24 protein-coding genes, 1 tRNA gene and 1 other RNA gene are annotated in these 23920 nt (G+C 43.4%); 15 read left to right on the top strand and 11 right to left on the bottom strand.

Translation table 11 applies throughout. The features are described from left to right. Positions 1 to 28: 28 nt before the first annotated feature. Both petD and petB read right to left on the bottom strand, forming a co-directional pair. Positions 29 to 514, bottom strand: coding sequence for a cytochrome b6-f complex subunit IV (petD, locus tag H6F44_RS10645; RefSeq protein ID WP_190350941.1), 486 nt, complete (start codon positions 512 to 514; stop codon positions 29 to 31). A 104-nt stretch (positions 515 to 618) separates the two neighbouring features. Further along, positions 619 to 1266: a cytochrome b6 gene (gene petB, locus H6F44_RS10650; RefSeq protein WP_142600269.1), complete on the bottom strand. Its 648-nt coding sequence runs from the start codon at positions 1264 to 1266 to the stop codon at positions 619 to 621. Between the two features lie 105 nt (positions 1267 to 1371). Between petB and H6F44_RS10655 the strand changes: the two genes are divergently transcribed. From H6F44_RS10655 to H6F44_RS10670, 4 genes are all read left to right on the top strand, one after another. After that, positions 1372 to 2181, top strand: coding sequence for a M23 family metallopeptidase (locus H6F44_RS10655; protein WP_206754455.1), 810 nt, complete (start codon positions 1372 to 1374; stop codon positions 2179 to 2181). Between the two features lie 138 nt (positions 2182 to 2319). Further along, complete coding sequence (locus H6F44_RS10660) at positions 2320 to 2775, top strand: helix-turn-helix domain-containing protein (RefSeq protein WP_190350943.1); 456 nt, start codon at positions 2320 to 2322, stop codon at positions 2773 to 2775. A 172-nt stretch (positions 2776 to 2947) separates the two neighbouring features. Further along, positions 2948 to 4186, top strand: coding sequence for a DUF3696 domain-containing protein (locus H6F44_RS10665; RefSeq protein ID WP_190350944.1), 1239 nt, complete (start codon positions 2948 to 2950; stop codon positions 4184 to 4186). Between the two features lie 35 nt (positions 4187 to 4221). Then, positions 4222 to 4704, top strand: a complete 483-nt coding sequence (locus H6F44_RS10670; protein ID WP_190350945.1) for a hypothetical protein — start codon at positions 4222 to 4224, stop codon at positions 4702 to 4704. A 13-nt stretch (positions 4705 to 4717) separates the two neighbouring features. Here H6F44_RS10670 and H6F44_RS10675 read toward each other — a convergent pair whose 3' ends face one another. Continuing rightward, entirely contained in the window at positions 4718 to 5563 is an 846-nt protein-coding gene (locus tag H6F44_RS10675) for a phosphatase domain-containing protein (protein WP_199302082.1), read from the bottom strand. A 49-nt stretch (positions 5564 to 5612) separates the two neighbouring features. Here H6F44_RS10675 and nadA point away from each other — a divergent pair, with 49 nt between their 5' ends. Further along, complete coding sequence (gene nadA / locus H6F44_RS10680; RefSeq protein ID WP_190350946.1) at positions 5613 to 6581, top strand: quinolinate synthase NadA; 969 nt, start codon at positions 5613 to 5615, stop codon at positions 6579 to 6581. Positions 6582 to 6690: 109 nt separating this feature from the next. Here nadA and H6F44_RS10685 read toward each other — a convergent pair whose 3' ends face one another. Beyond that, positions 6691 to 7848 (bottom strand): class I SAM-dependent methyltransferase, encoded by a 1158-nt coding sequence (locus H6F44_RS10685; RefSeq protein WP_190350947.1) that lies wholly within the window; start codon positions 7846 to 7848, stop codon positions 6691 to 6693. A 148-nt stretch (positions 7849 to 7996) separates the two neighbouring features. Between H6F44_RS10685 and H6F44_RS10690 the strand changes: the two genes are divergently transcribed. Further along, on the top strand, positions 7997 to 9322 hold the full coding sequence (locus H6F44_RS10690; RefSeq protein ID WP_190350948.1) for a YdcF family protein: 1326 nt from the start codon (positions 7997 to 7999) through the stop codon (positions 9320 to 9322). 60 nt (positions 9323 to 9382) lie between these two features. On the opposite strand, the gene H6F44_RS10695 is transcribed toward H6F44_RS10690, so the two are convergent. Continuing rightward, positions 9383 to 9892, bottom strand: coding sequence for an RNA recognition motif domain-containing protein (locus H6F44_RS10695; protein WP_190350949.1), 510 nt, complete (start codon positions 9890 to 9892; stop codon positions 9383 to 9385). 373 nt (positions 9893 to 10265) lie between these two features. Here H6F44_RS10695 and H6F44_RS10700 point away from each other — a divergent pair, with 373 nt between their 5' ends. Next, a complete protein-coding gene (locus H6F44_RS10700) occupies positions 10266 to 10421 on the top strand; it encodes a hypothetical protein (RefSeq protein WP_190350950.1) in 156 nt (51 codons plus the stop codon). A gap of 158 nt (positions 10422 to 10579) precedes the next feature. Further along, complete coding sequence (locus H6F44_RS10705; RefSeq protein WP_322096201.1) at positions 10580 to 11164, top strand: rhomboid family intramembrane serine protease; 585 nt, start codon at positions 10580 to 10582, stop codon at positions 11162 to 11164. Between the two features lie 74 nt (positions 11165 to 11238). On the opposite strand, the gene H6F44_RS10710 is transcribed toward H6F44_RS10705, so the two are convergent. Together H6F44_RS10710 and H6F44_RS10715 are read right to left on the bottom strand one after the other, a co-directional pair. Then, complete coding sequence (locus tag H6F44_RS10710; RefSeq protein ID WP_190350952.1) at positions 11239 to 11616, bottom strand: response regulator; 378 nt, start codon at positions 11614 to 11616, stop codon at positions 11239 to 11241. Positions 11617 to 11751: 135 nt separating this feature from the next. Further along, on the bottom strand, positions 11752 to 12903 hold the full coding sequence (locus H6F44_RS10715) for an NAD-dependent epimerase/dehydratase family protein (RefSeq protein WP_190350953.1): 1152 nt from the start codon (positions 12901 to 12903) through the stop codon (positions 11752 to 11754). 343 nt (positions 12904 to 13246) lie between these two features. Here H6F44_RS10715 and H6F44_RS10720 point away from each other — a divergent pair, with 343 nt between their 5' ends. Further along, entirely contained in the window at positions 13247 to 14266 is a 1020-nt protein-coding gene (locus H6F44_RS10720; RefSeq protein ID WP_190350954.1) for a hypothetical protein, read from the top strand. Between the two features lie 35 nt (positions 14267 to 14301). On the opposite strand, the gene H6F44_RS10725 is transcribed toward H6F44_RS10720, so the two are convergent. Then, the gene (locus H6F44_RS10725) at positions 14302 to 15324 is read right to left on the bottom strand and encodes a phosphotransferase (RefSeq protein ID WP_199302083.1); all 1023 of its coding nucleotides are present in this window, start codon (positions 15322 to 15324) and stop codon (positions 14302 to 14304) included. Between the two features lie 387 nt (positions 15325 to 15711). Here H6F44_RS10725 and H6F44_RS10730 point away from each other — a divergent pair, with 387 nt between their 5' ends. After that, positions 15712 to 17046 (top strand): cytochrome c biogenesis protein, encoded by a 1335-nt coding sequence (locus H6F44_RS10730; protein ID WP_190350991.1) that lies wholly within the window; start codon positions 15712 to 15714, stop codon positions 17044 to 17046. A gap of 9 nt (positions 17047 to 17055) precedes the next feature. Here the strand turns inward: H6F44_RS10730 and H6F44_RS10735 are convergent, their stop codons facing one another. Together H6F44_RS10735 and H6F44_RS10740 are read right to left on the bottom strand one after the other, a co-directional pair. After that, positions 17056 to 17931 carry an alpha/beta hydrolase family protein gene (locus H6F44_RS10735; protein WP_190350955.1) on the bottom strand — a complete coding sequence of 292 codons (876 nt, stop codon included), beginning with the start codon at positions 17929 to 17931 and terminating at the stop codon, positions 17056 to 17058. Positions 17932 to 17943: 12 nt separating this feature from the next. Continuing rightward, a complete protein-coding gene (locus H6F44_RS10740; RefSeq protein WP_190350956.1) occupies positions 17944 to 18564 on the bottom strand; it encodes a hypothetical protein in 621 nt (206 codons plus the stop codon). 370 nt (positions 18565 to 18934) lie between these two features. Between H6F44_RS10740 and der the strand changes: the two genes are divergently transcribed. From der to H6F44_RS10760, 4 genes are all read left to right on the top strand, one after another. Further along, on the top strand, positions 18935 to 20293 hold the full coding sequence (gene der, locus H6F44_RS10745) for a ribosome biogenesis GTPase Der (protein WP_190350957.1): 1359 nt from the start codon (positions 18935 to 18937) through the stop codon (positions 20291 to 20293). An 89-nt stretch (positions 20294 to 20382) separates the two neighbouring features. After that, a non-coding RNA gene (gene ssrS, locus H6F44_RS10750) (6S RNA) lies at positions 20383 to 20570 on the top strand. Between the two features lie 114 nt (positions 20571 to 20684). Continuing rightward, the gene (locus H6F44_RS10755; protein WP_190350992.1) at positions 20685 to 22043 is read left to right on the top strand and encodes a folate/biopterin family MFS transporter; all 1359 of its coding nucleotides are present in this window, start codon (positions 20685 to 20687) and stop codon (positions 22041 to 22043) included. Between the two features lie 107 nt (positions 22044 to 22150). Beyond that, positions 22151 to 22474, top strand: coding sequence for an NIL domain-containing protein (locus tag H6F44_RS10760; protein WP_190350958.1), 324 nt, complete (start codon positions 22151 to 22153; stop codon positions 22472 to 22474). Positions 22475 to 22632: 158 nt separating this feature from the next. Here H6F44_RS10760 and H6F44_RS10765 read toward each other — a convergent pair whose 3' ends face one another. Beyond that, the gene (locus H6F44_RS10765) at positions 22633 to 23274 is read right to left on the bottom strand and encodes a peroxiredoxin (protein WP_190350959.1); all 642 of its coding nucleotides are present in this window, start codon (positions 23272 to 23274) and stop codon (positions 22633 to 22635) included. 429 nt (positions 23275 to 23703) lie between these two features. On the opposite strand from H6F44_RS10765, the gene H6F44_RS10770 reads away from it, so the two are divergent. Continuing rightward, positions 23704 to 23785, top strand: a tRNA-Leu gene (locus tag H6F44_RS10770). Positions 23786 to 23920: the final 135 nt, after the last annotated feature.

Consider the following 23920-nt stretch of genomic DNA (forward strand, 5'->3'; position numbering starts at 1 on the left):
CGCGGCGCTTTTTTATGTATTCACTATATTAGAACAAACCTAAAGTTAATGACTTATCAATAGGTAGTGTAGAACCAATCCCCAAGTAGAGGGTAAAGGCTGTGCCGAACAAGAATACAGCCATTGCCACAGGGCGACGGAAAGGATTTTGAAACTTGTTTACGTTCTCAATGAAAGGAATCAAGATCAAACCAACGGGTATCAAGCTTTGTAATAGTACGCCCAAGAGCTTGTTAGGAACGATGCGTAAAATTTGGAATGCAGGGTAAAGAAACCACTCAGGCAAAATTTCGAGAGGGGTTGCAAAGGGATTTGCAGGTTCGCCAACCATAGTAGGGTCGAGAACTGCTAAACCAGTAATTAGGGCGATCGTGCCAGTAATAACTACAGGGAACATATAGAGCAGGTCGTTAGGCCATGCGGGTTCGCCATAGTAGTTGTGACCCATGTTTTTTGCCAGTTTCTCGCGCAAAATGGGATCGTTCAAGTCGGGTAGCTTTTCAGTCTTTGCCATAGTTATTGCTCTACGTTACTGCAATTTATTTTTTAAATTATCTAATACAAAAATCTTAAACTGGGAACCCAGATAAGAAACCTTACAAAAAGCTTATCAAAAGCTTACAAAGGACCAGAAATGCCTTGCTTACGGATCATCAAGAAGTGAGCCAACATGAATACAGCAATTAACCAAGGCAATACGAAGGTATGCAGGCTATAAAAACGGGTTAGGGTTGCTTGACCAACGCTTTGACCTCCACGCAATAGTTCGACAAGGGTTCCACCAACGACAGGAATCGCATCAGGTACACCCGATACAATTTTGACTGCCCAGTAACCAACTTGATCCCAAGGTAAGGAATAACCAGTTACCCCAAAGGTAACGGTGATGACAGCAAGGATTACGCCAGTGATCCAAGTTAATTCACGGGGTTTCTTGAAGCCACCAGTCAAGTAAACGCGGAAAACGTGCAGGATCATCATCAAAACCATCATGCTGGCTGACCAACGGTGAATCGAGCGAATCAACCAACCGAAATTAACATCGGTCATGATGTAGCGCACGGATTCAAAGGCTTCGGTGACGGATGGCTTGTAGTAAAAGGTCATCGCAAAGCCAGTAGCAAACTGGATCAAAAAGCAGGTAAGGGTGATACCACCAAGGCAATAGAAGATATTGACATGGGGAGGGACGTATTTGCTGGTAACGTCTTCGGCAAGCGCCCCGACTTCGAGGCGATCGTTAAACCAATCGTAAACTTTACTCATTTAATTGAAAAACCCAAGATTGCTGAACTAGTAACAATTTTTTGATAGCTGTAACTTATTTTAATACTTATGACAGGTGTAGGCAAACCCAAAGGCAACTTTTTAATGGTTTTTACTAAATATATATTACATTTCTTGAAAAAATTTGGTTTTTTAATATTCACCACCCAAGCGATGATGGGTGCTGCTTTGGCTCAGGGCTGCCCAGATTCATCTTTGCCTGCACAATTGGAGATAAGTTTAGAAGCATATCCGCCAACACAGCGCGTTGGCGATTTATCAACATTGAGCCGCGATCGCCAATTAGTTTGGGCATTGCCAACGGACTTTACCGAGATTGCCCATTTCACTGGACAGGTGCATCAACTGGCAAACCATGAAGGGCTGGATTTTATTCATACCGATCCGTCAGTGGAGCAAGTGAGCGTGCGATCGGCGGCTGATGGCATCGTTGTCTATGTGCGCCATGATTGCCCACAATCTCAAGCCTTTGGCGACAACTTAGCTCAGCGCGACTGCGGCGGCGACTGGGGAAACCACGTTGTGATTAAACATCCTAATGGGCTATTCACCCGCTATGCTCATTTAGCTCCCGCCAGTATTCCAGTTTTGGTTGGGCAGCGCGTCAGCATTGGGCAACAACTTGGCAAGATGGGCAATTCGGGACGTAGTGATACGAGACATTTACATTTTGAATTAGGGGTGGCAATTAAGGTCAATCCCTGTGCGCCAGCCCAATCCTTTAATTATGTTTACGATCCGATCATTTTGTTTTGCAATAGCGCGATCGCCGATTTCCCCACAGCCAACCGCGATCGCCCCTCACCACTCCTAAAATGCGATCGCCTAAATTTCAAGATCAAAATCAACATTAAAAGCAATATTAAAAGCAATATTAAAAGCAATATTAAATAGCGATCGCCAACATCTAGTCCAATGGTTGAAGAAACTAAGCCCTGCCCAGTATAAAATTAGACATCAAAAGCAGCACAAAGCAATGCTGTCAGAAATATTTCTGTACCACCAAAAAAACTCAATAGGTTGTAACTCAAAATGGATAGATTGAAGAAACTAAGAGAGAAATCGTTTGAAATAGAAGTTTGGCAGAAGCTGTTGTATCAATATCAAAATACTCGTATCCGAAAAAGGCTAGAAGCTGTCAAATATCTATATGAGGGCATGACCAGAAAAGAGGTAATGCTTGAGGTGAGATGCTCCAGACAAACTCTCATTACTTGGATTGATATGTACTGTGTAGGTGGACTAGAGGGGCTGACCCAAGTCTCTGTCTCGAACAAACCAGAGCGGCTAAGTGGTGAACAAAAAGCTGAACTAAAAAGAATGCTGCTGGAAAATAAACCGATAGACTATGGTGTTGATCGGCAGATTTGGACTGGCAAGATAATTTCTGATGTTATCAAACAGAGATGGGATGTGGATTTACGAGATAGTCGTATTTACGCAATACTAAAAGACATGGGTTTATCGCGTCAAAAAACACTTGACTAGGAAATTGCCAAGAAAGAGAATTAATAATCCACTCTTTTAATTGCCTATTGAATGATAGGATGCCTTACGTTACACTGGCGTGTATATTGCTTAGGGATGGGTTGTTATGCGATCACCAAACCATCCTACGTTTAATCACTGTTTCAAAAAATCATTTTTAGAAAAAATATTTATGCAGATTCATAGATTAGCTTTAAAAAACTTTAAATGCTTTAAAGAAGTAGATGTTTCTTTCTCAAAAATAACTTTACTTACAGGTGAGAATAGTAGTGGTAAAAGCTCTTTAATATATGGAATATTAGCAGTATTGCAAAGTCTTAATTCACAAAGTAAATCCTTTCCATTATATCTATCACTCAACGGTAAATATGTAAATATGGGAGGATATAAAGATGTTTCATTTAATCATAGTTTAAAGAATGATTTTGAAATTCATATAAATTTATCTGAAGACGATTTGAACTTCTCTGACATTAAAACTCTATGGCATTTTGATAAAATAAGTCACTCACCTAGATTGACACAATTAAAGATCTCATCTTCAATTACTGAAATAAATGAAGTAATACAAAATGATGACTTGTCATACAGAGTAAGTAGTGATTACAAAACTGGAATTGTAGATTCCGCAGATATAAATGATCTTTTTATTGAGCTATGTGAGGAATTAATACATTATTCAAATTATGGTTTCAATTTTATTAGTTCTTCTAGAGTTTCTCCTGATCGTACGTATTATCAATCAATAGCAAATAATATGGTGAATAATTATGGAGAGGGATACATTGATCAAATTTTAGAATGGAATGATAATAAATCCAAAGAAATATATAAACTTGTTTCTGTCTTAAAGGATTTAAAGATTTTGTATGATATCAAGCCTAATAGATTGTCAGGCGGTAGATTTGAAATAAAAGTAAAAATAAAAAGTAAAAGTAAGTGGGAATCGTTAGTTGATGTTGGCTTTGGAATTAGTCAATTTTTACCAATTATTGTTGCTGATTTACAATTATCAGATGATTCAACATTAATCATGTCTCAGCCAGAAATACATTTGCATCCATCTATACAAGCTAACTTAGGTGATTACTTAGTTAAAAAAGTTAATGAAGGAAATAAAGGCAATACTATTTTTACATCTGATAGCGATTATTTGCCTAGCAGAAAAATCAGTAAAACTTATATTGTGGAAACTCATAGTGAATACTTGCTCAATAGAATGAGATTGCTAATTGTTAAAGGAGAAATTCAGCCTAAAGATGTAGCAGTTTATTATTTTGAGAACTCGATTAAAGATGGCAGCATTGCTCATCGGATTGAATTTACTAAAGATGGACAAATCTTAAATGCTCCTAAAGGATTTTTTGAGACGTATATGATTGATACGATGGATATTGCTCTGAATGCTTGATAGATTTGATTTTTAAAGTTTAATAAAAATTTCTAATGACTAGAAAAGATATATTTATCGATAACAATATAGCCAAAAACTTCTCTAATCCTCTTGATCCTGAGTACAAGCAGCTTATCAAATGGCTAATAGAATATAGCTCTAATCCCAAAAAGCATGATGACAACGCTCACTTAGTTGTTTCCAAAAAACTCATAGCTGAATATTACCGAACGATGGGTCACGCCGCATCAGGCAATAATATCGCCGTAATTATTAATTTGTTAACTCAGCAAAGTCGATTAAATCGCATTAGTAACGAGCAAATCAAGGAATTTAAGCAAAAGTACTTTACAAATAAAGTAAAACGGAAATTAACTTCCAATGAAGAAGATCGAGAGCATATTCCTGTAGTTTTGTTGTCCGATCGCAAATATGCCCTGACTTTAGATGAAAAATTTACAGAAGACCTGCTAAACTTTCCAAGCTTTGCCGCCACAGTAGGCAAAAAGCCATCCGATATTCCTTACGATAAATAGATTGATACCAAGCTTAAAAATCACCATAATCTACCTGCAAACAGGTCAACCCCAAATCACGCCATACGCGCACCACTTGGTCGCGATCGTCTAACACAAAGGCAATATTGTATTTATCGAGCAGGAATTCATCGTAAATCTCCCTTTTGACGATGCTATCCTTCCGTAGATCGCCCGACTTTCGCATATGCAGTGCCTCAAAGGAAATATTGTGCTTCGCTAACCATGCAAGGGTTTGGGGCTTAAACTTATCCTCGCGACCTGACACAAAGATGATTGCTTTGCCAGAGGTTTCTAGAATGGAACGGATCGGCTCATTCACCGCGTCTAGTTCGCACTTTGCACCATCATAGGGACTGCGATCGCCTATGAGCGCCAGCGTACCATCGAGATCGCAGATAACCGCATCGGGCAGTTCAGGATTATAGGCAGGCTTGGGCGCTCTGGGGGGAGCAATAAATTGATTGTACATATCGCGAATTACCTTTTCACCCACCGAGTTCGGACGCTGGCGATCGCGTTCCAGACAGGTTTCCAACGGCACATCCCGAAAATCGACAATTTCCAAATTTGCCAAACCCTTGATCAACTCCCGAATCCTTGCCTCATGCTTGGGGGCTAGGTGCGTATTGTCAACAATGACGTGCTTGCCATTTTCCAAAGCCGCCTTAATGATCATGTCCTGAATATCAAGCACAAACTTTTCATTGCCCTTGGAATGATAGGAATTGTCTAGCATTGCCCGCAGGTCATCTTTGTTCACCCGCTTAATGGCATTGGGGGACTGATCGACCTTGTTTTTTGCCCAAGTCGATTTTCCTGAAGCAGGTAAACCAATCGTAAAATAAACCGTCAACATTTTGGTGATTTCTACTATAATTAAATACTAAGCCGCCAAGAGGTAAATCATGTTTCTCACCCTTCCTAAGCCTGAAACCCATGCCGCGCCAGCCAAACCGCTAGATCTATTTCAGGCGATCGCCGATCTCAAGCAAGAACTAAATGCTGTAATCTTAGCGCACTATTATCAAGATCCTGATTTGCAAGACATCGCCGACTATATCGGCGACTCACTGGGGCTATCGCAAGCCGCCGTCAATTGCCAAGCCGATGTAATTGTTTTTTTAGGCGTACATTTCATGGCAGAGACTGCCAAGATCTTAAATCCGCAAAAATTAGTACTGCTGCCCGATTTAGATGCAGGCTGCTCCCTTGCCGATAGCTGTCCCCCCGATCGCTTTGCCGCTTTTAAAGCCGCTCACCCCGATCATTTGGTGATTTCCTACATAAATTGCTCGGCAGCGATCAAGGCACTGAGCGATATTATCTGCACCAGTGCCAATGCCGTGAAAATCGTTAACCAAATCCCCAAGGAGCAACCGATTATTTTTGCACCCGATCGCAATCTAGGGCGCTATGTCAGTCAGCAAACTGGGCGTGAAATGGTGCTATGGGACGGTGCTTGCATGGTTCATGAAATATTTTCCGAACGAAAATTAGTGGATCTCAAAGTGCAGTATCCTAGCGCCGAAATTATTGCCCATCCTGAATGTGAAGAAAATATCTTGCGCCATGCGGATTTTATTGGCTCCACCACAGGCTTACTGAAATATGTACAACGCAGCGATCGGCAAGCATTTATTGTTGTCACTGAATCTGGAGTAATTCACCAGATGCAAAAAGCCACGCCCACCAAGAAATTTATCCCTGCGCCCCCCACTAGCAATTGCGCCTGCAACGAATGCCCTTATATGCGCCTGAATACCTTAGAAAAAGTCTATCTGACCATGAAAAACCGCACTCCTGAAATCACTCTTGATGAGTCAATTCGCCAAGCAGCGCTTAAGCCAATGCAAAGAATGCTAGAGATGTCCTAATATCAAAACAAAAAATGGCAAAGCCATTTTTTGTTTTGAAAAACTTTACAGCCTCTTGATGCTTTGATTAATCCAGCCATATTTTTTAAGTAAGCGCAAAGCGCCCTACCTACAGACGTTTACATACGATCCAGCGCAATTGGATTGGGGAATGATCGGCTAGGGGAAACACATCTTTTCCTGTTGACCAGCTTTCAAACCAGCTTGTGGGGGGCCAAGCCTCAGGGGGTAAATTACTGCGCTCAAAATCTAGTACCGCATCATTGGCAATGATTTCCATTGGCAAATTGTCGAGGGCATTGTGCAGGTCTTGATAGGTGAAGATGGTTGACCATGCTAATTCGGAAACTTGGCGATCGAGGGGCGATGGCTCATAGCCTTCGTTTGCCATAAATGCATTGAATAAGAGTAATCCGCCATGCTGGAGATAGTCGCAAGCCTTGGCAAGCAATAGCCGCAGTTGGTCAGCATCACGAAAGTGGGAAGTTACTTCACAGCAGATTGCTAAGTTATAGGCAAGGGTCTTGAGGCGGGTCAAGGGGTTGAGAATGTCACAGGCGATGACGTTAACGGGTAGGTTCTCATTTTGGGCGATCGCCTGCAATTGTTCGGTAAAGGCTGGGGTCATTTCCAAAGCATCAACCTGATAGCCCATTCTGGCGAGGGGGAAGGTGTTGCGCCCAGTGCCAGCACCAATATCAACGATATAGGGATCGCGCCCTAGCTGTTCCTTAATTTGCGCGGCAAGTTCCATTACTTTAGCATCGGCATGACTGCCAAATAATGGCGGTTCCTTAGTTGCTGCCCAATTATTATATTGATCGGTGATGGAACCAATGGTGTAGGTGATGGTGTAGGTGATGCCAGTGTTGGGGGTTTGCGATGGTTCGTATCTGAAGACTAATTTGGATAGAGGCGAGGTGCGAAATCCTTCTTCTAATTTGCCTAGTAGCAGCGATCGCAGATGATCGTTTTCGGCGGGGCTGAAGGATTTGCCAAAGGTGTCAAATAGGGTCTGCAAACGCTCCATATATAAATCGATGAAGGCTGGCAAGCAGGGCATTTCCATCTCGCCACGAATGAAGGTGTTGCGGTGTAGTAAGGGCAGAAAATTTTGGATTGTTTGCATAGCAAGGGAGGTATTGGTTGCTGATGAGTTTATAACATGGCGATCGCGCTTTGAAGAGGATATTTTAGTGAAAGCAGTAAAGGTCAAGCGGAGTTTATCGATGGCGGCGATTTGTGGGATTTGTTTGTGGGAGTTCATAGCTAAGTTAAAACTTGTATTAGCTATTTACATTGAGGGCGCTATTGCTTAGCATATTGCACTTGTATATTTTCTTAACTTAATTGGCTGCCATAGCTTAATTTTTGAGAATTTACCCCAGAGGCTAAGCGAGAATCTTGGAGGGATCTTGTTCGATCTATTAACCAACATTCTGATTTGGATCATTGCCATCCCGATCTTCATTATTCTATTCAAGGCAATTCCTAAGGATTGGTTTCGCCTATTTGGATTATTGATTTTTACGGCTTTGGTGATCATCATCTTCGCCAACTTTCGGTTTGTGGATGATCCGATCCCTAGAATTGTTGTAGATTTTCTGGCATTTCCCTTTACCTTAGTAGGTATCATTTTGCTATTGCTATTTGTTAACTATTGGCTCAGACTAAAGGATCTCAAGGTCAAAAGTGGTGACAAAGTAGATAATAAGGGGGCATCCGAAAAAATTGGGATCGTTACTAAAGAGATATTCATCGTCCTGTTGATCTTTGCGATCGCCACTAATAATGCCACCTCAGAATTATTCGTTTGTTATGTTGAGCAGCAAGGAGCCAATGCGATCGAACAGTCCTATCGCCGCCCTGTCCTCAACCTGACTGAACAGGAGTTATTAGACTTTAGAAGTGGCATATTTGATCTAATCGTTGTTCTTGCCGAAAACCCACCCTACGAGCCAAGACTGCAAGAGGCGGTGCGGATTTGGACTTTGGCAAGTCAACAACAAAAGCCCTATATTGTTTTGAGCGGCGGTCGTCATACCACCTATCCGCCCACCAAGGCTTACCCTTGTCTGATTGCGCCAGCAGCACCGCCTAGTCGCACCAAGGAAACAATTAGAGATGAGATTGCCACCCGTGCTGGCTCACCAGACATAGGACTGCGTTACGACCCGCGCTACGAAAAATTTTTTACAGCCCGCACTGCACCATCGGATGAGATCGCGCCAGTTGATCAAACAGAAGCCGATCTAATGTGTGGCGCATTGCTGAATATACCGAATATGGCGGGACTGCGCTCTTTTATTATTTTGGAACCCACGGGGCGGACGGTACGCAGTAGTGGCGATGAGATCAGTCAACTCATCAAATCCCTAGAGAAAAACAAATTACTGCGTGAAGATACCCGCAACAGTCGCCGCATTTTATTAATCACTTCACCCATTGAAGCTTCTCGCGCTTTCCTGTCCTTTAGAAACCAAGAATTAAATGCCGCACTAACGATCGCCAGCTATCCGTCAGATAGTCATACAGATCTAGCAAAGCAATGCCCCTGGCCTATAGGTAAGCAGTTTTCCCTAAAGCCAAAATATTTTTTATTTGATGCCAAGAGTTTTGTACAGTCAGAACGAGTTTGGACTGAGGTCAAGGAGCTAGTTTTTTATACCCTCAGATTTTGGTTGCGACCTCCCCTCAGTGATGAACGTCCTTACTTTCCTAAGTCGCCGCCCACATCTTAACCATGCCGCGCTTTAGGTGACATTACAAAAAAGGGTTCCGCACCGCGAAACCCTTTTTATTTATCTTGCTGCACCCTGTGCTTCTAGTAACTGCTGCTTGAGACGCTCTAGATCATTTGCCCAACGTGGGTCAGGCTGATGTGCTTCAGAAGTAGTACTGCTGCTAGATGCAGAATTGCTGGATTTCTTGTTATTGCTGCGTTTTTTACGCTTAGCGCTAGGCTTAGCAGGTGCAGCAACAGCGATCGCCTCATTATTATCACTAGCGACTGCATCTTCAGTGCTTTCATCAACATCTGAACCGTCTTCACCCTTACCTTTAGTGCGAGGCAAGGCTTTTTCTAGTTTCAGGACAGCGCCGTTGAAGTCATAGCCGTTGAACTTTTCGATCACAGTATCCGCTAACTCATCAGAGCCGACAGTTACAAATCCAAAGCCACGGCACTTACCAGTCTTACGATCAGTGATAACTTTGAGCGATACCGAATCACCTGATTCATTGAAAATTTTTTCTAGAGCTTGGCGATCTAATTCTGCTGGCAAGTTGCCAACATAAAGGCGAATGGACATGATGATAGAAAACCTCTACGCTATGAAATCTTCAGCAGGTGACTAGAGCCGCCGCTACAAAAACCTGTTTAAGAACCCGTTTAAGAAACTTTTTTTGCTAGTTATTGATTAAAATACCTAGCCTAAATGCCTAGCCTTAAATAACTAGCCTTAAATAGTTAGTTTGAATTGGTGCTATGAACTTTGTGCAACCTGCGATTAATCTTTAAAATACGATACTTTTGTACCGCTTAACAACATAACATGAAATTGTTAATTTTCAAAACATATTGTAACTAAAGTATCAAAATTTTTATAATCCCTTGACTATTAGATTTTGGGCAATGTACTATGTGCTTCCATAAATTTAAACAAAGAATTAAACAAAAAATTTATGGAATTTATTGGAGCTTTGTTTATAATTGCTTCCGTATGGGCTTCGCAATGGCTGAATGATGCGGAAAAGAAGAAAGAGCAAGAGATCGAGAAAAGAGTGAAGGAAAAACTAAAGGATGAGCCTCATGTCAATGTGAGGATCATTGATAAATGATTCTCACAAAGGTAGGCGCAATTTATGAATTGCCCCTACCCATGAATCAGGGTTCCCAGTCCTTTTGCGTAAACCCTAAGTTAATTTAGGGTTGCCATGCCCCAAATCAGTATGATCAGTGTGTTGTCACTATATTTTTTATGTGGGATCTTAAGGTTGTGAAAAAAAAGCTGCAATCAATTGGGAAAGAGCTAAAAGAGCAGATTCAAATTTTAGCTGCGGTGACATTAATTTTTTGGGTGGTATTTATTATTGATCGAAGTTTTTGGAATGGCAATCTCAGTCAGTTTGGGATCATGCCTCGTCGCTTAATTGGGCTGCGGGGTATTTTATTTGCGCCGTTTCTCCATGGCAATTTCTATCATATTGCCTCAAACACAGCCTCATTCTTGGTTTTAGGCTGGATGGTGATGCTCCGCAATACCAATGATTTTTATTTTGTGTCCGTGTTTACAGCGATCGCCTCAGGCTTAGGCACTTGGCTTGTGGGCAGCCCTTACTCGGTGCATATTGGTGCTAGTGGTGTGATTTTTGGCTATTTTGGTTATTTGCTATCGCGGGGCTATTTTGAAAAAAGCTTTGTGGCGATCGCCATTTCCATAACGATCGCGATGAGCTATGGCAGCCTCATTTGGGGGATATTGCCGACTCGCTCATATATTTCATGGGAGGGGCATCTGTTTGGCTTTATTGGTGGCGTATTGGCGGCGAGGATTTTGGCGGCAAAAACGAAAATCTCGTAAAAATCATCATAAAGACCCCTCATAAAAAAAGACGCGAATGCGTCTTTTATATATTTATGTTTTAGCTTGATAAATTAGGCAACACTTTTAATTGCTTCTAACAAACTTTTGGTACAAGCTCCCTTTTCACAAAAGGCATCAATGACTGCACCATTGGCGATCGCCCTTGTTTTGCCACCATCGGCAGCCGAGTAAGCGACAATTTTGATGTGGGGATATTGATTTTTGATGGCTCTAGATGCATCCCATCCGTCCATTATCGGCATATGCAAGTCCATGACCACAACATCAGGCTCATGTCTACATACTTGGGCGATCGCCTCTTTACCATTATCAGCAACTACTACATTACCAATGCAAGATTGTAGAGAAAGCGCAAGTTTGAGGGTGCATCTAGTCAGTTCGTGGTCATCCACCACCAAAACGCGCAAAGTTTTTGTAGAAGATGTCATGGTAGGTTCGTTAAATAGGACTTGACAATTACGAGAATATGTAATTGAAGATACTACTTTCAACAATTTTTAGCTTCTATCGCAGGGACTAATACCTATTTTTCCAGTGCCATGGCGCTGAAAAAATAACAGAACTTAACCGCGCCACTTTACCTTGGGCATAATTTGTTGCTGATCGATGCGATCGCGGTATTTGATTGCGAAATTTAATAGCGAATCCAGCAGGGCATCGGATAGGAAGTGGGGCTGCAAACCTAGATCTAACAGATTAGTATTTTTGGCATTGAAATAATGCTCTTCCGCTTCTACCCTAGGATTATCGATATTTTGGACCTCTACCTTAACGCCAAGGGTTGCACCTGCTTTCTGCACTAGCATCGCGAGGTCGCGAATAGAGAAAAGCTCCGTAAATTGGTTGAATACGCGCATTTTGCCCGCTTCTGCTGGGGTGGCGATCGCCAGCTCAATGCAGCGTACCGTGTCACGGATATCAAGGAAGCTGCGGGTTTGTCCGCCCGTACCATAGACAGTCAGAGGATGTCCGATCGCCGCTTGGATACAGAAACGATTGAGGGCAGTACCAAATACACCGTCATAGTCAAGGCGATTGATTAGCATCTCGTCTGTGCCAGTCTCCTCTGTCAGCACGCCATAGACCACGCCTTGGTTGAGGTCAGTGGCGCGTAAGCCCCAAGTGCGACAGGCAAAATGGATATTGTGGCTATCATGGACTTTGCTAAGGTGATAAAAGCTACCAGGCTGCTTAGGATAGGGCAGAGTATCTTTGCGTCCATTATGCTCGATGGTGATATAGCCTTCTTCGATGTCAATATTAGGAGTGCCATACTCTCCCATTGTGCCGAGCTTCACTAAATGACAATCGGGATTATGCTCTTTGATCGCATAGAGTAAGTTTAATGTACCAACAACATTATTAACCTGGGTCAGTACTGCGTGTTCGCGGTCAATCATTGAAAATGGAGCCGATCGCTGCTCCCCAAAATGGACGAGTGCATCGGGGGTAAAGCTACGAAATACACCTTGCAAAAATTCGTAGTTGGTAATGTCGCCAACAAATAATTCTATTTTTTGTCCTGAGACGGCTTGCCATTTAGAAATTCGCTGTTGAATTGGAGCGATCGGCGTTAATGTTGCCACACCTAGCTCGTTATCCCAATGTCGGCGAATTAGACTATCTAAGACCCCAACTTCATAACCTTTATTGGCGAGGTGCAAAGCCGTCGCCCATCCACAATAACCATCGCCACCAATTACCAGTACTTTCATGAGTTCCGTAGCTTACAAAAACTTTGATTTGCAGTTTCCAGATCAACCCTATCAGGATTTGCCTCACTTGTGATCCGCAAGTTTATATTTTGTTGCTACTTATTGCCCAGATTATGCTTTGGTTAAGATATCCTCTAAATCACTGGTTGAGTGAAGCTAAATTATCAAAATTTTAGAAATCCTGTAAAGCATCGCGCCCAAAATTCTGGCGTTTTGGTAATATTACAGTTACAACTATTTGCGGTTGATCAAATTAGAGTTTTTTAAGAACATCATTTTGTAATACTTTGCGCCACAGTATAAGTAATCCAAGGATAAGCCTTCTATAGGAAGATTGCTAGACATGACTTTGATTGCCGAACTTGATCATCAACTAAATCCACAGGCGATCGCTGAGATCCTTCGCCAAGAGTTACAGAGCCTTAATCTTGAGGATGTGACCGTTGCTGCCGCCATTGTCGATAGCAATTTGGACTTACAAATTCGCTCAAATTCCGCCATTGACAAGGAAAAACTGCTGACATTAATCCATGGCAGACTTCAAGGTTTGTCGATAGAATCATTGGCAAAATTTAGGATTCATTGTTGGCGCAACTCAGAAATGGCAGAATCGCGCTGGCTATGGTCGGAGCAGTTTATGTTAAAAACCCTTGAAGTAGTACCTCAAGACATTGCAGCAGATGTTAATGGAGCGCGATCACCAGAGCCGCAGCTTTCCAAAAATTCTGTATTACAGTCGGCGATCAGCCAGATTGCCAGTACTAATCCCAAAATGCAGCAGCAACTGTTAGCGTTGCAACAAGAGAATGTTAGTAATAGCGATCGCCTTGATCGATCCCCAATTGCCGAGCAGTCCATAGATACTAAACCTAGCCCAAATTTTCAAGGAGATGCTAGAAATGTAAATTTCTCATCGGATACCGCTCAAAGCTATTGGTACTTAGTATTAGTTGGTCTATCGATAGTGCTAATTGGTTTGGGCATTGGGGCAGTGGTGCGGACGCTAACGACAAAAACTACGGTTGCGACTCAGGGTTTGCCTGCTTCTGTGGTCACATTGCCATCAGCGATCGCCGAGCCGTCAACACCGCTAGAGGCTCCCGTCTCTGCTAGTCCTATGCCCTTGGCAGAATCTAGCCCTGTTAGTCCCATAGTCACATTGAGTAAATTTAATTTGGTGGAAAATGGCATGACGATTGAGCAGGTGGAGCAAATATTTGGAGTGACAGGCAAAGTGATTGCGGAAACAAGCTCAGATGAATCCGTTGGCAGAGTATATTCTTGGCGCAACCCTGAAGGCAGCAATGCGATTATTGAGTTTAAAAATGGTCAGGTGGTTGCTAAGGCGCAAGCGGGTTTGTGAGGTGAAATCAAATGGCTACGCCATTTGATTTCACCTTAGAAGGGTTTCCAATCTGGCGATCGCAACATTTTAAAATGCTCTAGGCGTTGATGAAAATAACTGGGATCGAGTTTGCTATGGTTGTGGGCGATCGCGTACTTGACACTAATTGCCCATGACCAAATTTGAGCAACCTGCGTCAAAGATTGCATTGTACTTAATTCAATATTTTCAAGGGGCTGTACTAGTTGATAGCCATGTAAAAAGGCTTTGCGAACACTGGGACTAATACCAGCTTGCAGTGTGACTTGCAAAAACTTGGCAATGTCAAAGGCTCGCCACCCATATCCGCATTGGTCAAAGTCAAACAGGGTGATTTCGTTTGCTTCTGTAAAATGGACATTGCCACTATGGGGATCACCCCAACAGACTGCCCAGAGGGGTGCTTCGCGGGGTAGTTGACAGATTTGTTTTTTGATTTGGGCGATCGCCGCATTTAAATATGATTGTGCTGTAGATGATAGAAATGGCGACAGATCGAGCAGTGAATTGTCTAATAAATATTCAATAGTCAAGGCGGGGCGATCGGCATAGGTGCAAAAAGCATGGGAGGCTTGATGTAGTTTGGCTAGGGTTTCCCCTAGCTTTTGGGCTTGGGATTTATTGAGATCCCCTAGAGCAACCTTACCTGCCGCATAGGTAAATAAAGCTGCAAAACGTTTACCTTCTAAGGAATCGATCTCGATCGCTAATTTGTCGTCTTGGGTGGAGAGGGGATAGGCGACAGGAATTTGTTGTTGTTGCAAAAAACTGAGAAATTCTAACTCGAACTGAATATCAACATGGGTTCGCCAATGGGCATGGGATATACGCAGGACATAGCGGCGATCCTCCGTTTCTACTAAGTAGATATCGCTCAGTCCCCGCATCCAGAAAACGCAGTTTTTGACAGGAGCGATCGCATAACGGGGCAGAAGTCTCGTGATGATGGCTTGGGGCGCAAGGGTGGAGTAACTGACGGGAAAGAGATGGTCAGACATACCTGAAATATGCTGCAAAGACCTATCTGCAACGGGCATAGCGATCAATGAGTTGGTAACTTGGGACTAAGGCTGCAAAGCAATCCCCATTGCGAGATACAAGTTCTCGCGGCTTTAGGGTTTGTTGGCATATTTTTAGATATATCCGAGAGTGACAGTCAAAAGTGTTTATTAGCAACTAAATACCCAAAAAGATCCCCGAAAGATATTTTTGCATAATAATTTTTACATAATTTTTACATAATTTCTGTATAATAGTTTTGCGTAAGCCCTATGTTTGAAAAGTTCCGCTCCCACTATCAACCAGACTTCAACACAGCCGATCTCTAGCTATAATCTTTAGATTATCGACAAGCATCTTATTAGCAAGTGTTCCCACAAATTCCATTGCAATTTCAGCAAATTAATCAACAAGTCAGCCTAAAGATGCAGCAAATTTGGCGGCATCAATTTGTGTCGCTATTAGCTAATCTCAAGGTGGCGATCGCCCTATTATTGCTAATTGCCCTATTTAGCATTTCTGGTACTGTGATTGAGCAGGGGCAAACCTTAGATTTTTACAAAGAAAATTATCCCGAACATCCCGCCCTATTTGGTTTTCTATCCTTTAAGGTGATTTTGGCGATCGGGCTAAACCATGTTTATGGTAGCTGGTGGTTTCTCACCCTGCTCATTTTGTTTGGTTCTAGCCTCACCGCCTGTACTTTCAATCGTCAATTACCAATTCTTAAAGCGTCCAAACGTTGGTTTTATTATACGAAACCCCAAAGCTTTGCCAAACTGCCCCTAGCGACAGAAATTAGCAATGGTAATCTTCAGCAATTAGCGGACTGTCTTAAGGCGAGAAATTATCACGTTTTTCAAGAAGGCGATCGCCTCTATGGGCGAAAAGGTCTAATTGGGCGGGTTGGACCGATTATTGTCCATGCCAGTATGTTGCTAATCCTGATTGGTTCTATTTGGGGATCGCTGACAGGCTTTATCGCACAGGAGATGGTTCCTAGTGGTAATACTTTTCAGGTCAATAATATTACAGAAGCGGGTATTTGGTCAGCTTCACGGGTTCCTAAGGATTGGTCAGTGCGCGTTAATCGGTTTTGGATTGATTACACTCCCAAAGGCAATATTGATCAGTTTTATTCCGACTTATCGGTACTAGATCGCGACGGACATGAGGTTGATCGTCAGACGATCCATGTCAATAAGCCTCTCAAATATAAAGGTGTCACCTTCTATCAGGCAAATTGGGATATTGCCGCCGTGCGCTTCACGCTCAACAATAGCCCCATATTACAGTTGCCCGTTCGCAAATTAGAATCCACTACGGGCGGTAGGCAAGTTTGGGGAACATGGATTCCCACTAAACCCGACTTGAGTGCAGGAATTACCCTAATTACTCCCGACTTGCAGGGTACTTTCTTGATCTATGACGAAGCAGGTAATCTCTTAACGACATTGCGAACTAATGGACAAATGGAAGTTAATGGCATTACGCTGACACTAAAGGAGGCGATCGGCAGTACGGGCTTACAAATCAAGGCAGATCCTGGTATTCCCATTGTCTATGCAGGTTTTGGACTATTGATGGCAGGTGTAATTATGAGCTATGTTAGCCATTCACAGGTTTGGGCTTTGCAAGTGGGCGATCGCCTATACTTGGGGGGCAAGACCAACCGCGCCCAAGTTAGTTTTGAATCCGAATTAATTGATTTAGTGACAGATTCCAACCTGCATCTTCATACAGATTGCGCCATATCCTAACTCTGGAATTTAGCGAACGCCCGCATAGGCACTGTAAATGCAGCGATCGCCTGCCTGTTCGCTTGGCTTTGCGTTGGGGACACTAACATAGAAATGCTGGATTCTGAGTAAGTTTTCCCATTCCCATAGCTTTGTGCCATCGTCATAGCTCTTGATTGCCTTTGCCTTCCCAAAATTACGGCTATCTGTTTCCGTCAAATCTCGCGCCCTTAATTCCGCAATTAGCTGTGCAGATGTATCTATGGAGAGCGGCGTAATTATGGGATTTTGCCAAAACTGTTGGATCACGGCTGCCACCTGAGGATGATTTTTGAGCGTAGCATGGCGCAGTCCTTGCAACTGCACAACTTGAGCATGGGCAAACTGCGAAGCACCAAGGGGAACAATGCCATCGGTATGATGCCCAATATCACTAATAATCGATAGAGTCGGAATTTTGGCGGCGATCGCTTCGGCAATGGGACGGCGATTTCTGCCTAGATCCCGCGCTATCAAGGGAAATATGCGTAGAGGATCAAATAAGCGCCCCAAATCTGAGCCACCCACGGGCGAACCGATTAACACAAGGCTATGTACCCGTGGCCACCATTGAGGATTTCTCGACAATATCTCCAGCCAGATCAATCCCCCCATCGAATGCGCCACGATGCGCCAAGGTAGATCAGGATATGCGGCGATCGCGGTTTGGGCAGTCTGCTCGACATAGTTAATTAGCGGCGCGATCTTTAGCCAAGTATTAAGCCAACCAAGGTTAGGCGTATAGATAGGGATATCACCGTACCGATTAGCGATTGAGCGGGCAAGACTGTTAATATCGCGATCACGATCAGCCCAGCCATGCTGTCCAAATAATACAAATCTTGACCCAAAACTTTCGTGAAGCATTCCTAATCGCCCTTAGCGCCTAATGATCACCCCACGATACATTACTGCCCCCTTGGTATCAGCATCGGACTTAGATTTATCGGACTTAGATTTATTTTTAGTAGTTGAACGGTTAGGAGCCTCAGCTTCATCCGCGATCGCTTCAGGGTTCTTTAGGCTTGCTTGAGATGAATTATTACTGATTGTCCGCATAATCTTTTCCAGAGGAGAAGTATCTAGCGAACAACCTATCAATGCCGTCACCCTTGCCACCTCTGCAATCAAATTTTCTGAAGATAACCTTGGCAAAACATCCGATGCGCCCCGGCGCAATGCCCAGCTATGCTCAATGTCTTTGATCTTTTCCTGCCGAGGATTAAACAGGACTATTTTAGTTTTAGAATTATTTTTGCTAGCCCATTGGCAGACCGAAGATGATTGCAACATCTCAGAGTTAGGACTTTTGATTGCCATATCCACCAGCAACAGGTCAGGCAAGTATTGCTGATCGCAGGTTTCGAGGTACTGCACAAGCTCTATAGAAGCTTTTTCCCAGATTACCTCTAGCTGCTGAGTAGCCAAAGCTGTCTGCCACAATTGTCCTTGCCCTTGGTCAGTGTGCATCATTAAAACAGCCTTTTTTTGCTCAGACATAAGCGCTTTTTGTTTCCCCAATAAGGTTACTTTTTGAATTGCAAATTTAAATTGTGGAATTTTTCAAACTTTCTTTAACTAAATATTAACTTTTGCTGCGCCCTCATTTTGTACCCTACTTGACTAAAACCTTAAAAGATTTTGTGCTTTAACAGGAGCAAGTCTATGTCGCGCTCGGATGTCGTATTTGTCCCTAGAGAAATCTTGGGAAGCGGCGCTCCCGCAAATTAGCAACTCTCTGGTTTTTAATTAAGCGCAAAGCGTTGATACAGTTGCTAATGTCTAAGTTGCTTAAGGACTATTGACAATCAAAGTATAACATCGCTAAAATAGTGAGTTCGCAAATTTCTCCAAATCAAAGTTTAAAATCATGTCGCTACCGATTGTTGCCGTTGTCGGTCGTCCCAATGTGGGCAAATCCACCCTTGTAAACCGTCTATCAGGTGAGCAATATGCGATCGTCTATGATGAACCGGGTGTGACCCGCGATCGCGTCTATCGAGAATGCTTTTGGGGAGCGCACGAATTTCAAGTGGTGGATACTGGCGGTCTCGTTTTTGATGATGAAACCGAATTTTTGCCGATGATTCGCGAACAGGCAGAGATTGCCATTCGGGAATCGGCGGCGGTTATTTTTGTTGTCGATGGATTAGCAGGGATTACCGATGCGGATGAGCAACTGGCGGGATGGCTAAGGCGACAAAATATTCCTGTACTTTTGGCGGTAAATAAATGTGAAGGTTCTAAGTATGGTCTTTCCCTTGCTGCCGAGTTTTGGAGTCTAGGCTTAGGTGAGCCGCTCGCTCTCTCAGGGATACATGGCAATGGTACTGGTGAATTATTAGATGAATTAGTTAAGCATTTGCCGCCACCCGAAGAAGTTTCATCGGATAGCGATGAAACGAAGGTTGCGATTATTGGTCGCCCCAATGTGGGCAAATCCAGTCTCCTAAATGCCTTTATCGGTGAAAATCGCAGCATCGTTAGCCCAATTTCGGGAACGACAAGGGATGCGATCGATATGTCGGTGGAACGTGATGGTAAAAAATATCGCTTGATCGATACGGCTGGTGTGCGCCGTAAAAAGCATATTGAGTATGGTATTGAATTTTTTAGTATCAACCGTGCTTTTAAGGCGATCGGGCGATCGGATGTGGTGCTGTTGGTGATCGATGCCCTTGATGGAGTCACCGATCAGGATCAAAAACTGGCGGGGCGTATCAACGATGAGGGTAAAGCCTGCGTGATTGTGGTCAACAAATGGGATGCGGTGGAAAAAGATTCTTACACTATCTATGACTACACTGCCGAGGTCAAAAGCCGCCTCATGTTTGTGGAGTATGCGCCAATTATCTTTGTCAGTGCGCTGACGGGGCAGAGAGTTACGCAAATTCTCGATCGCGTTGATATTGCCGCCGAGCAGCATCGCCGCCGCGTTCCTACAGCCATCTTAAATGAGGCACTCAATGAAGCGGTCACATGGCACGCCCCACCCACCAGTCGCGGCGGCAAGCAGGGGAAGGTTTATTACTGCACCCAAATTTCCGATCAACCGCCAACAATTATTCTGTTTGTCAATGATCCCCATCGCTTCAACGACAATTACAAGCGCTATATCGAAAATCAATTCCGTAAGACCCTTGGTTTTGAGGGCACGCCCCTGAGATTTATCTGGCGCGGCAAAAAAGATCGCGAGGTCGAAAAGTCCAAAAATTCAGCCTTAAGATAGAACCTAGAAAGCATTGCTTTCCCGCGCTTTCTGGTTTTCATCAAATTAAAAAAGCTACACCATTTTCTATTTGATATGATTAGACAAGAATGATTCTGTGGCGTGCGTGACTACCGATAATGTGTCTTGATCGATAATCGTTTTTAAGGAGTCTTCGCAGTCTTCGCCGCAGTAAACCAGACTAGCATCTGGGAACTTTAAGTTAGGCGAAGCGCTTCGGCTCCACCTGGTTTTACCGGGTCAAACAACTGAGGTGAGACGGCGTTGCGGATGATTTCCCACAGAAAGGTGGCTTACAAAGTAAGTCACCTTTCTGCGTTTTGAGGCAAAAGCTATACAGATGCTAATATTAATAAACATTCAAGTTTCTTAATATTTGAGTAATCCTATTGTGCTAATCCAATCAGAGTGGCTCAAAAGCCTGCGAGGGCGCTCGTTTGACTTAGAGTTAGGGGCGATCGCTATTATTTATTTTGTGCAGGGGGCGATGACCCTCTCACAGCTTGCCGTTAGCTTTTTCCTTAAGGATGACCTTGGACTAAGCCCAACGGAAGTTGCCTCTATGGTGGGAATTACGATGCTGCCTTGGACAATCAAGCCACTGTACGGATTAGTCTCTGATGGATTTCCTATATTTGGCTATCGTCGCCGCCCCTATTTGCTAATTTCTAGTGTTTTAGGAGTAGCCGCTTGGATCAGCATGGGGACTTGGGTAAATACACCATTTTGGGCGATCGCCATGATTGCGATCGGGTCACTATCTCTTGCCTGTTCTGACGCGATTACCGATGCTCTGATCGTTCAACGCGCCAGACTGGAGCCAGAGGGCGATGCAGGATCTTTGCAGTCCTTTAGTTGGATCGCCTCATCCGTTGGCGGCATTATTGCCGCCTATCTCAGTGGCTACTTACTAGAACATTTTGGCTCAAGATTCGTATTTGAATTCACCGCATTTCTGCCCCTATTGGTCGGCATTTCTGCCTTTGCGATCGCCGATCCGCCCATGTCAAATATCTTCATAGCTGAGGCGATCGATGGCTCCCCCAATTTAGCGCAATTGTCACGCAACTCCCAAATGTGGTTATCCCTAAAGCGCAACTTTGGACAACTTCGCGAAGCCTTTACCAGTAAATCAATTTGGCTTCCAGCAGCCTTTCTCTTTTGCTGGCAAGCTACCCCCAGCGCCGACACCGCCTTTTTTTACTTCACCACCAACGAGCTAGATTTTAATCCTGAGTTCTTAGGGACAATTCGCTTCTTTGGTAGTTGGGCTGGACTTTTAGGGGTTTGGCTATTTCAAAGATTTTTTAAGGGCGTATCCACCCGCAACATCTTTTTCTGGACAACAATTATTTCTACTTTGTTGGGTTTAACTAGTCTGCTATTGGTGACACACCTTAACCGCGAACTTGGCATTGGCGATCGCTGGTTTAGTCTTGGCGACAACCTGATCCTGACCGTAGCAGGGCGCATAGCCTTCATGCCCGTACTAGTATTAGCCGCCAGATTATGCCCAGAGGGCATCGAAGCCACCCTATTTGCATTGCTAATGTCGGTGTTAAATATTTCCGCCCTCTGCTCATTTCAACTGGGCGCAGGCTTAACCTATATACTCGGAGTCACAGAGACAAACTTCGATAACCTCTGGATCTTGGTACTAATCGCTAACCTGTCCAGCCTATTACCCTTACCATTGCTGCATTGGCTGCCTGACGAAACAGCAAAAATTGCAAAAAAGACTGTGCCGTAAATTACAGAACTCTAAAACTAGTAACACAAGTCACTTCCCTTTCCTTAAAACTTTAGTTACTATGGTTAATATAAACTCATCAACAAGTTTGCATTGGAGAAATTGAAATGTTAGCGGCGGAATGTATTGATTCCAGAGCTACTGTGAAAGCTGCTGTAAGTGTAGAGGAAAAGCGCCGAACGACAACTCGCATAGCGATGCGAGTGCCAAGAAGCTGCTACGGCGAGCCAATTATTTCTCGCCTCTCTTGTGAGCATGGTTTAACGGTAACGATTATCGCTGCACTTTTGGGTGAAAGCCCCGAAGAGGATGGCTGGTTTACCCTAGACCTAACTGGAACGACTCAAAAAATTCAGAGTGGCATTATTTACTTAGAAGAATTAGACCTAGAAATTTGGGACAAAACCACTATCGAAGACGAAAGTTGGTAATCAAAATACATAAAAAAGTTGCGGTGCATTGCGCCGCAACTTTTTTATTTCTCTAACAGAAACATAACGGCATAAAAATCAACCCCTAGATGTGCTTGGCGACACTTCGCGCCGCCAAGCACATCTGACATATCCTGAGCAAAGAAAGCTTTACTATGTTATTTATTGGGCTGAGGAGTCAGGCGCAAATATGGCTTGACAGGGTTAAAGCCCTTAGGAAATTTGACCTTTGCCTCTTCATCGGATACAGAAGGCACAATTACGCAGTCGCCACCATCAGTCCAGTTTGCAGGGGTAGCAACACTATAATTATCGGTGAGCTGCAATGAGTCAATGACTCGCAAAATCTCATCAAAGTTACGCCCAGTGCTGGCGGGATAGGTGAGAGTGAGCCTTAGCTTTTTGTTGGAGTCAATGATAAATACAGATCTTACGGTGAGCGTGTTACCTGTAGCCGAGTTGGGATGGATCATGCCATACAATTCGGAAACTTTTTTGTCTTCGTCAGCAAGAATGGGATAGTTCAGTTTTGTGGATTGGGTTTCTTCAATGTCGCCAACCCAACCCTTATGGGATTCAACCCCGTCAACACTCAAAGCGATCGCCTTAACGTTGCGCTGATCAAATTCAGGCTTGAGCTTAGCAACAGTTCCCAATTCAGTTGTACAGACTGGCGTAAAGTCCTTGGGGTGTGAGAATAAAATAGCCCAGCTATTCCCAATCCACTCATGAAAATTGATCACGCCATCGGTGGAGTCTTGGGAAAAATCGGGTACAGTATCGCCTAAACGCAATGTCATAGTTTTACTCTAAAGTATGTGAATTCGGTCTTATTGGGGGGATAGCACTTTGCAGCCACTCAAATTTCAAAGAATACCTAGGTTTATTTGTATCCTTACTGTCTTCCCCGTCCCAGCCTAAAAATAGACAGGAAAGCCCAAGGATTAGCGAGGCACCGCATCGCCAATTTTTGAGTGGGAAGGGAGTAGGAATGGCTGTAATCTTCAAGATTAAGAAAATAACGACTAAACCTATAATGCGGTATTCCCAGTGCATTACTGTAGATTATGTCACCATTCTTCAAGCTTTTGCCAAAATTTAACTAGAGTTAATGATTAATCACCTGAGATCAACATTGAGATCAAAATTGCCTCTTGGACAAGATTGACATTGTGCAATCTTTACATCAGACTTAACTAAATCTACTTTGACTAAGATAATTACCGACTGCGGAACTGGCGGAATTGGTAGACGCGCATGTTTCAGGTACATGTGTTGAAAGACTTGGGGGTTCAAGTCCCCCGTTCCGCATTGCATTAGTACTACCATGTTTTGCGAATTTACAGCAATTACTGATCGAACGAGCCACCAGAAAAATATCGAAGGCGTTGTTTTGCTGCGACTTCGATATTTTTCTGTTTTTGGGTCTTAATCTCACAGCATTAT

The organism is Pseudanabaena cinerea FACHB-1277, assembly GCF_014696345.1.
Classification (GTDB): domain Bacteria; phylum Cyanobacteriota; class Cyanobacteriia; order Pseudanabaenales; family Pseudanabaenaceae; genus Pseudanabaena; species Pseudanabaena cinerea.

Bases quoted from the DNA above. Each gene is read 5' to 3' on its own strand.
- H6F44_RS10670 (WP_190350945.1), top strand. From the start codon at position 4,222: ATGACTAGAAAAGATATATTTATCGATAACAATATAGCCAAAAACTTC.
- H6F44_RS10730 (WP_190350991.1), top strand. From the start codon at position 15,712: ATGCAGCAAATTTGGCGGCATCAATTTGTGTCGCTATTAGCTAATCTC.
- H6F44_RS10675 (WP_199302082.1), bottom strand. From the start codon at position 5,563: ATGTTGACGGTTTATTTTACGATTGGTTTACCTGCTTCAGGAAAATCG.
- H6F44_RS10700 (WP_190350950.1), top strand. From the start codon at position 10,266: ATGGAATTTATTGGAGCTTTGTTTATAATTGCTTCCGTATGGGCTTCG.
- H6F44_RS10685 (WP_190350947.1), bottom strand. From the start codon at position 7,848: ATGAACTCCCACAAACAAATCCCACAAATCGCCGCCATCGATAAACTC.
- H6F44_RS10725 (WP_199302083.1), bottom strand. From the start codon at position 15,324: ATGCCCGTTGCAGATAGGTCTTTGCAGCATATTTCAGGTATGTCTGAC.
- H6F44_RS10715 (WP_190350953.1), bottom strand. From the start codon at position 12,903: ATGAAAGTACTGGTAATTGGTGGCGATGGTTATTGTGGATGGGCGACG.
- H6F44_RS10740 (WP_190350956.1), bottom strand. From the start codon at position 18,564: ATGTCTGAGCAAAAAAAGGCTGTTTTAATGATGCACACTGACCAAGGG.
- nadA (WP_190350946.1), top strand. From the start codon at position 5,613: ATGTTTCTCACCCTTCCTAAGCCTGAAACCCATGCCGCGCCAGCCAAA.
- H6F44_RS10720 (WP_190350954.1), top strand. From the start codon at position 13,247: ATGACTTTGATTGCCGAACTTGATCATCAACTAAATCCACAGGCGATC.
- petB (WP_142600269.1), bottom strand. From the start codon at position 1,266: ATGAGTAAAGTTTACGATTGGTTTAACGATCGCCTCGAAGTCGGGGCG.
- der (WP_190350957.1), top strand. From the start codon at position 18,935: ATGTCGCTACCGATTGTTGCCGTTGTCGGTCGTCCCAATGTGGGCAAA.
- petD (WP_190350941.1), bottom strand. From the start codon at position 514: ATGGCAAAGACTGAAAAGCTACCCGACTTGAACGATCCCATTTTGCGC.
- H6F44_RS10760 (WP_190350958.1), top strand. From the start codon at position 22,151: ATGTTAGCGGCGGAATGTATTGATTCCAGAGCTACTGTGAAAGCTGCT.
- H6F44_RS10660 (WP_190350943.1), top strand. From the start codon at position 2,320: ATGGATAGATTGAAGAAACTAAGAGAGAAATCGTTTGAAATAGAAGTT.
- H6F44_RS10710 (WP_190350952.1), bottom strand. From the start codon at position 11,616: ATGACATCTTCTACAAAAACTTTGCGCGTTTTGGTGGTGGATGACCAC.
- H6F44_RS10765 (WP_190350959.1), bottom strand. From the start codon at position 23,274: ATGACATTGCGTTTAGGCGATACTGTACCCGATTTTTCCCAAGACTCC.
- H6F44_RS10735 (WP_190350955.1), bottom strand. From the start codon at position 17,931: ATGCTTCACGAAAGTTTTGGGTCAAGATTTGTATTATTTGGACAGCAT.
- H6F44_RS10665 (WP_190350944.1), top strand. From the start codon at position 2,948: ATGCAGATTCATAGATTAGCTTTAAAAAACTTTAAATGCTTTAAAGAA.
- H6F44_RS10655 (WP_206754455.1), top strand. From the start codon at position 1,372: ATGGTTTTTACTAAATATATATTACATTTCTTGAAAAAATTTGGTTTT.
- H6F44_RS10695 (WP_190350949.1), bottom strand. From the start codon at position 9,892: ATGTCCATTCGCCTTTATGTTGGCAACTTGCCAGCAGAATTAGATCGC.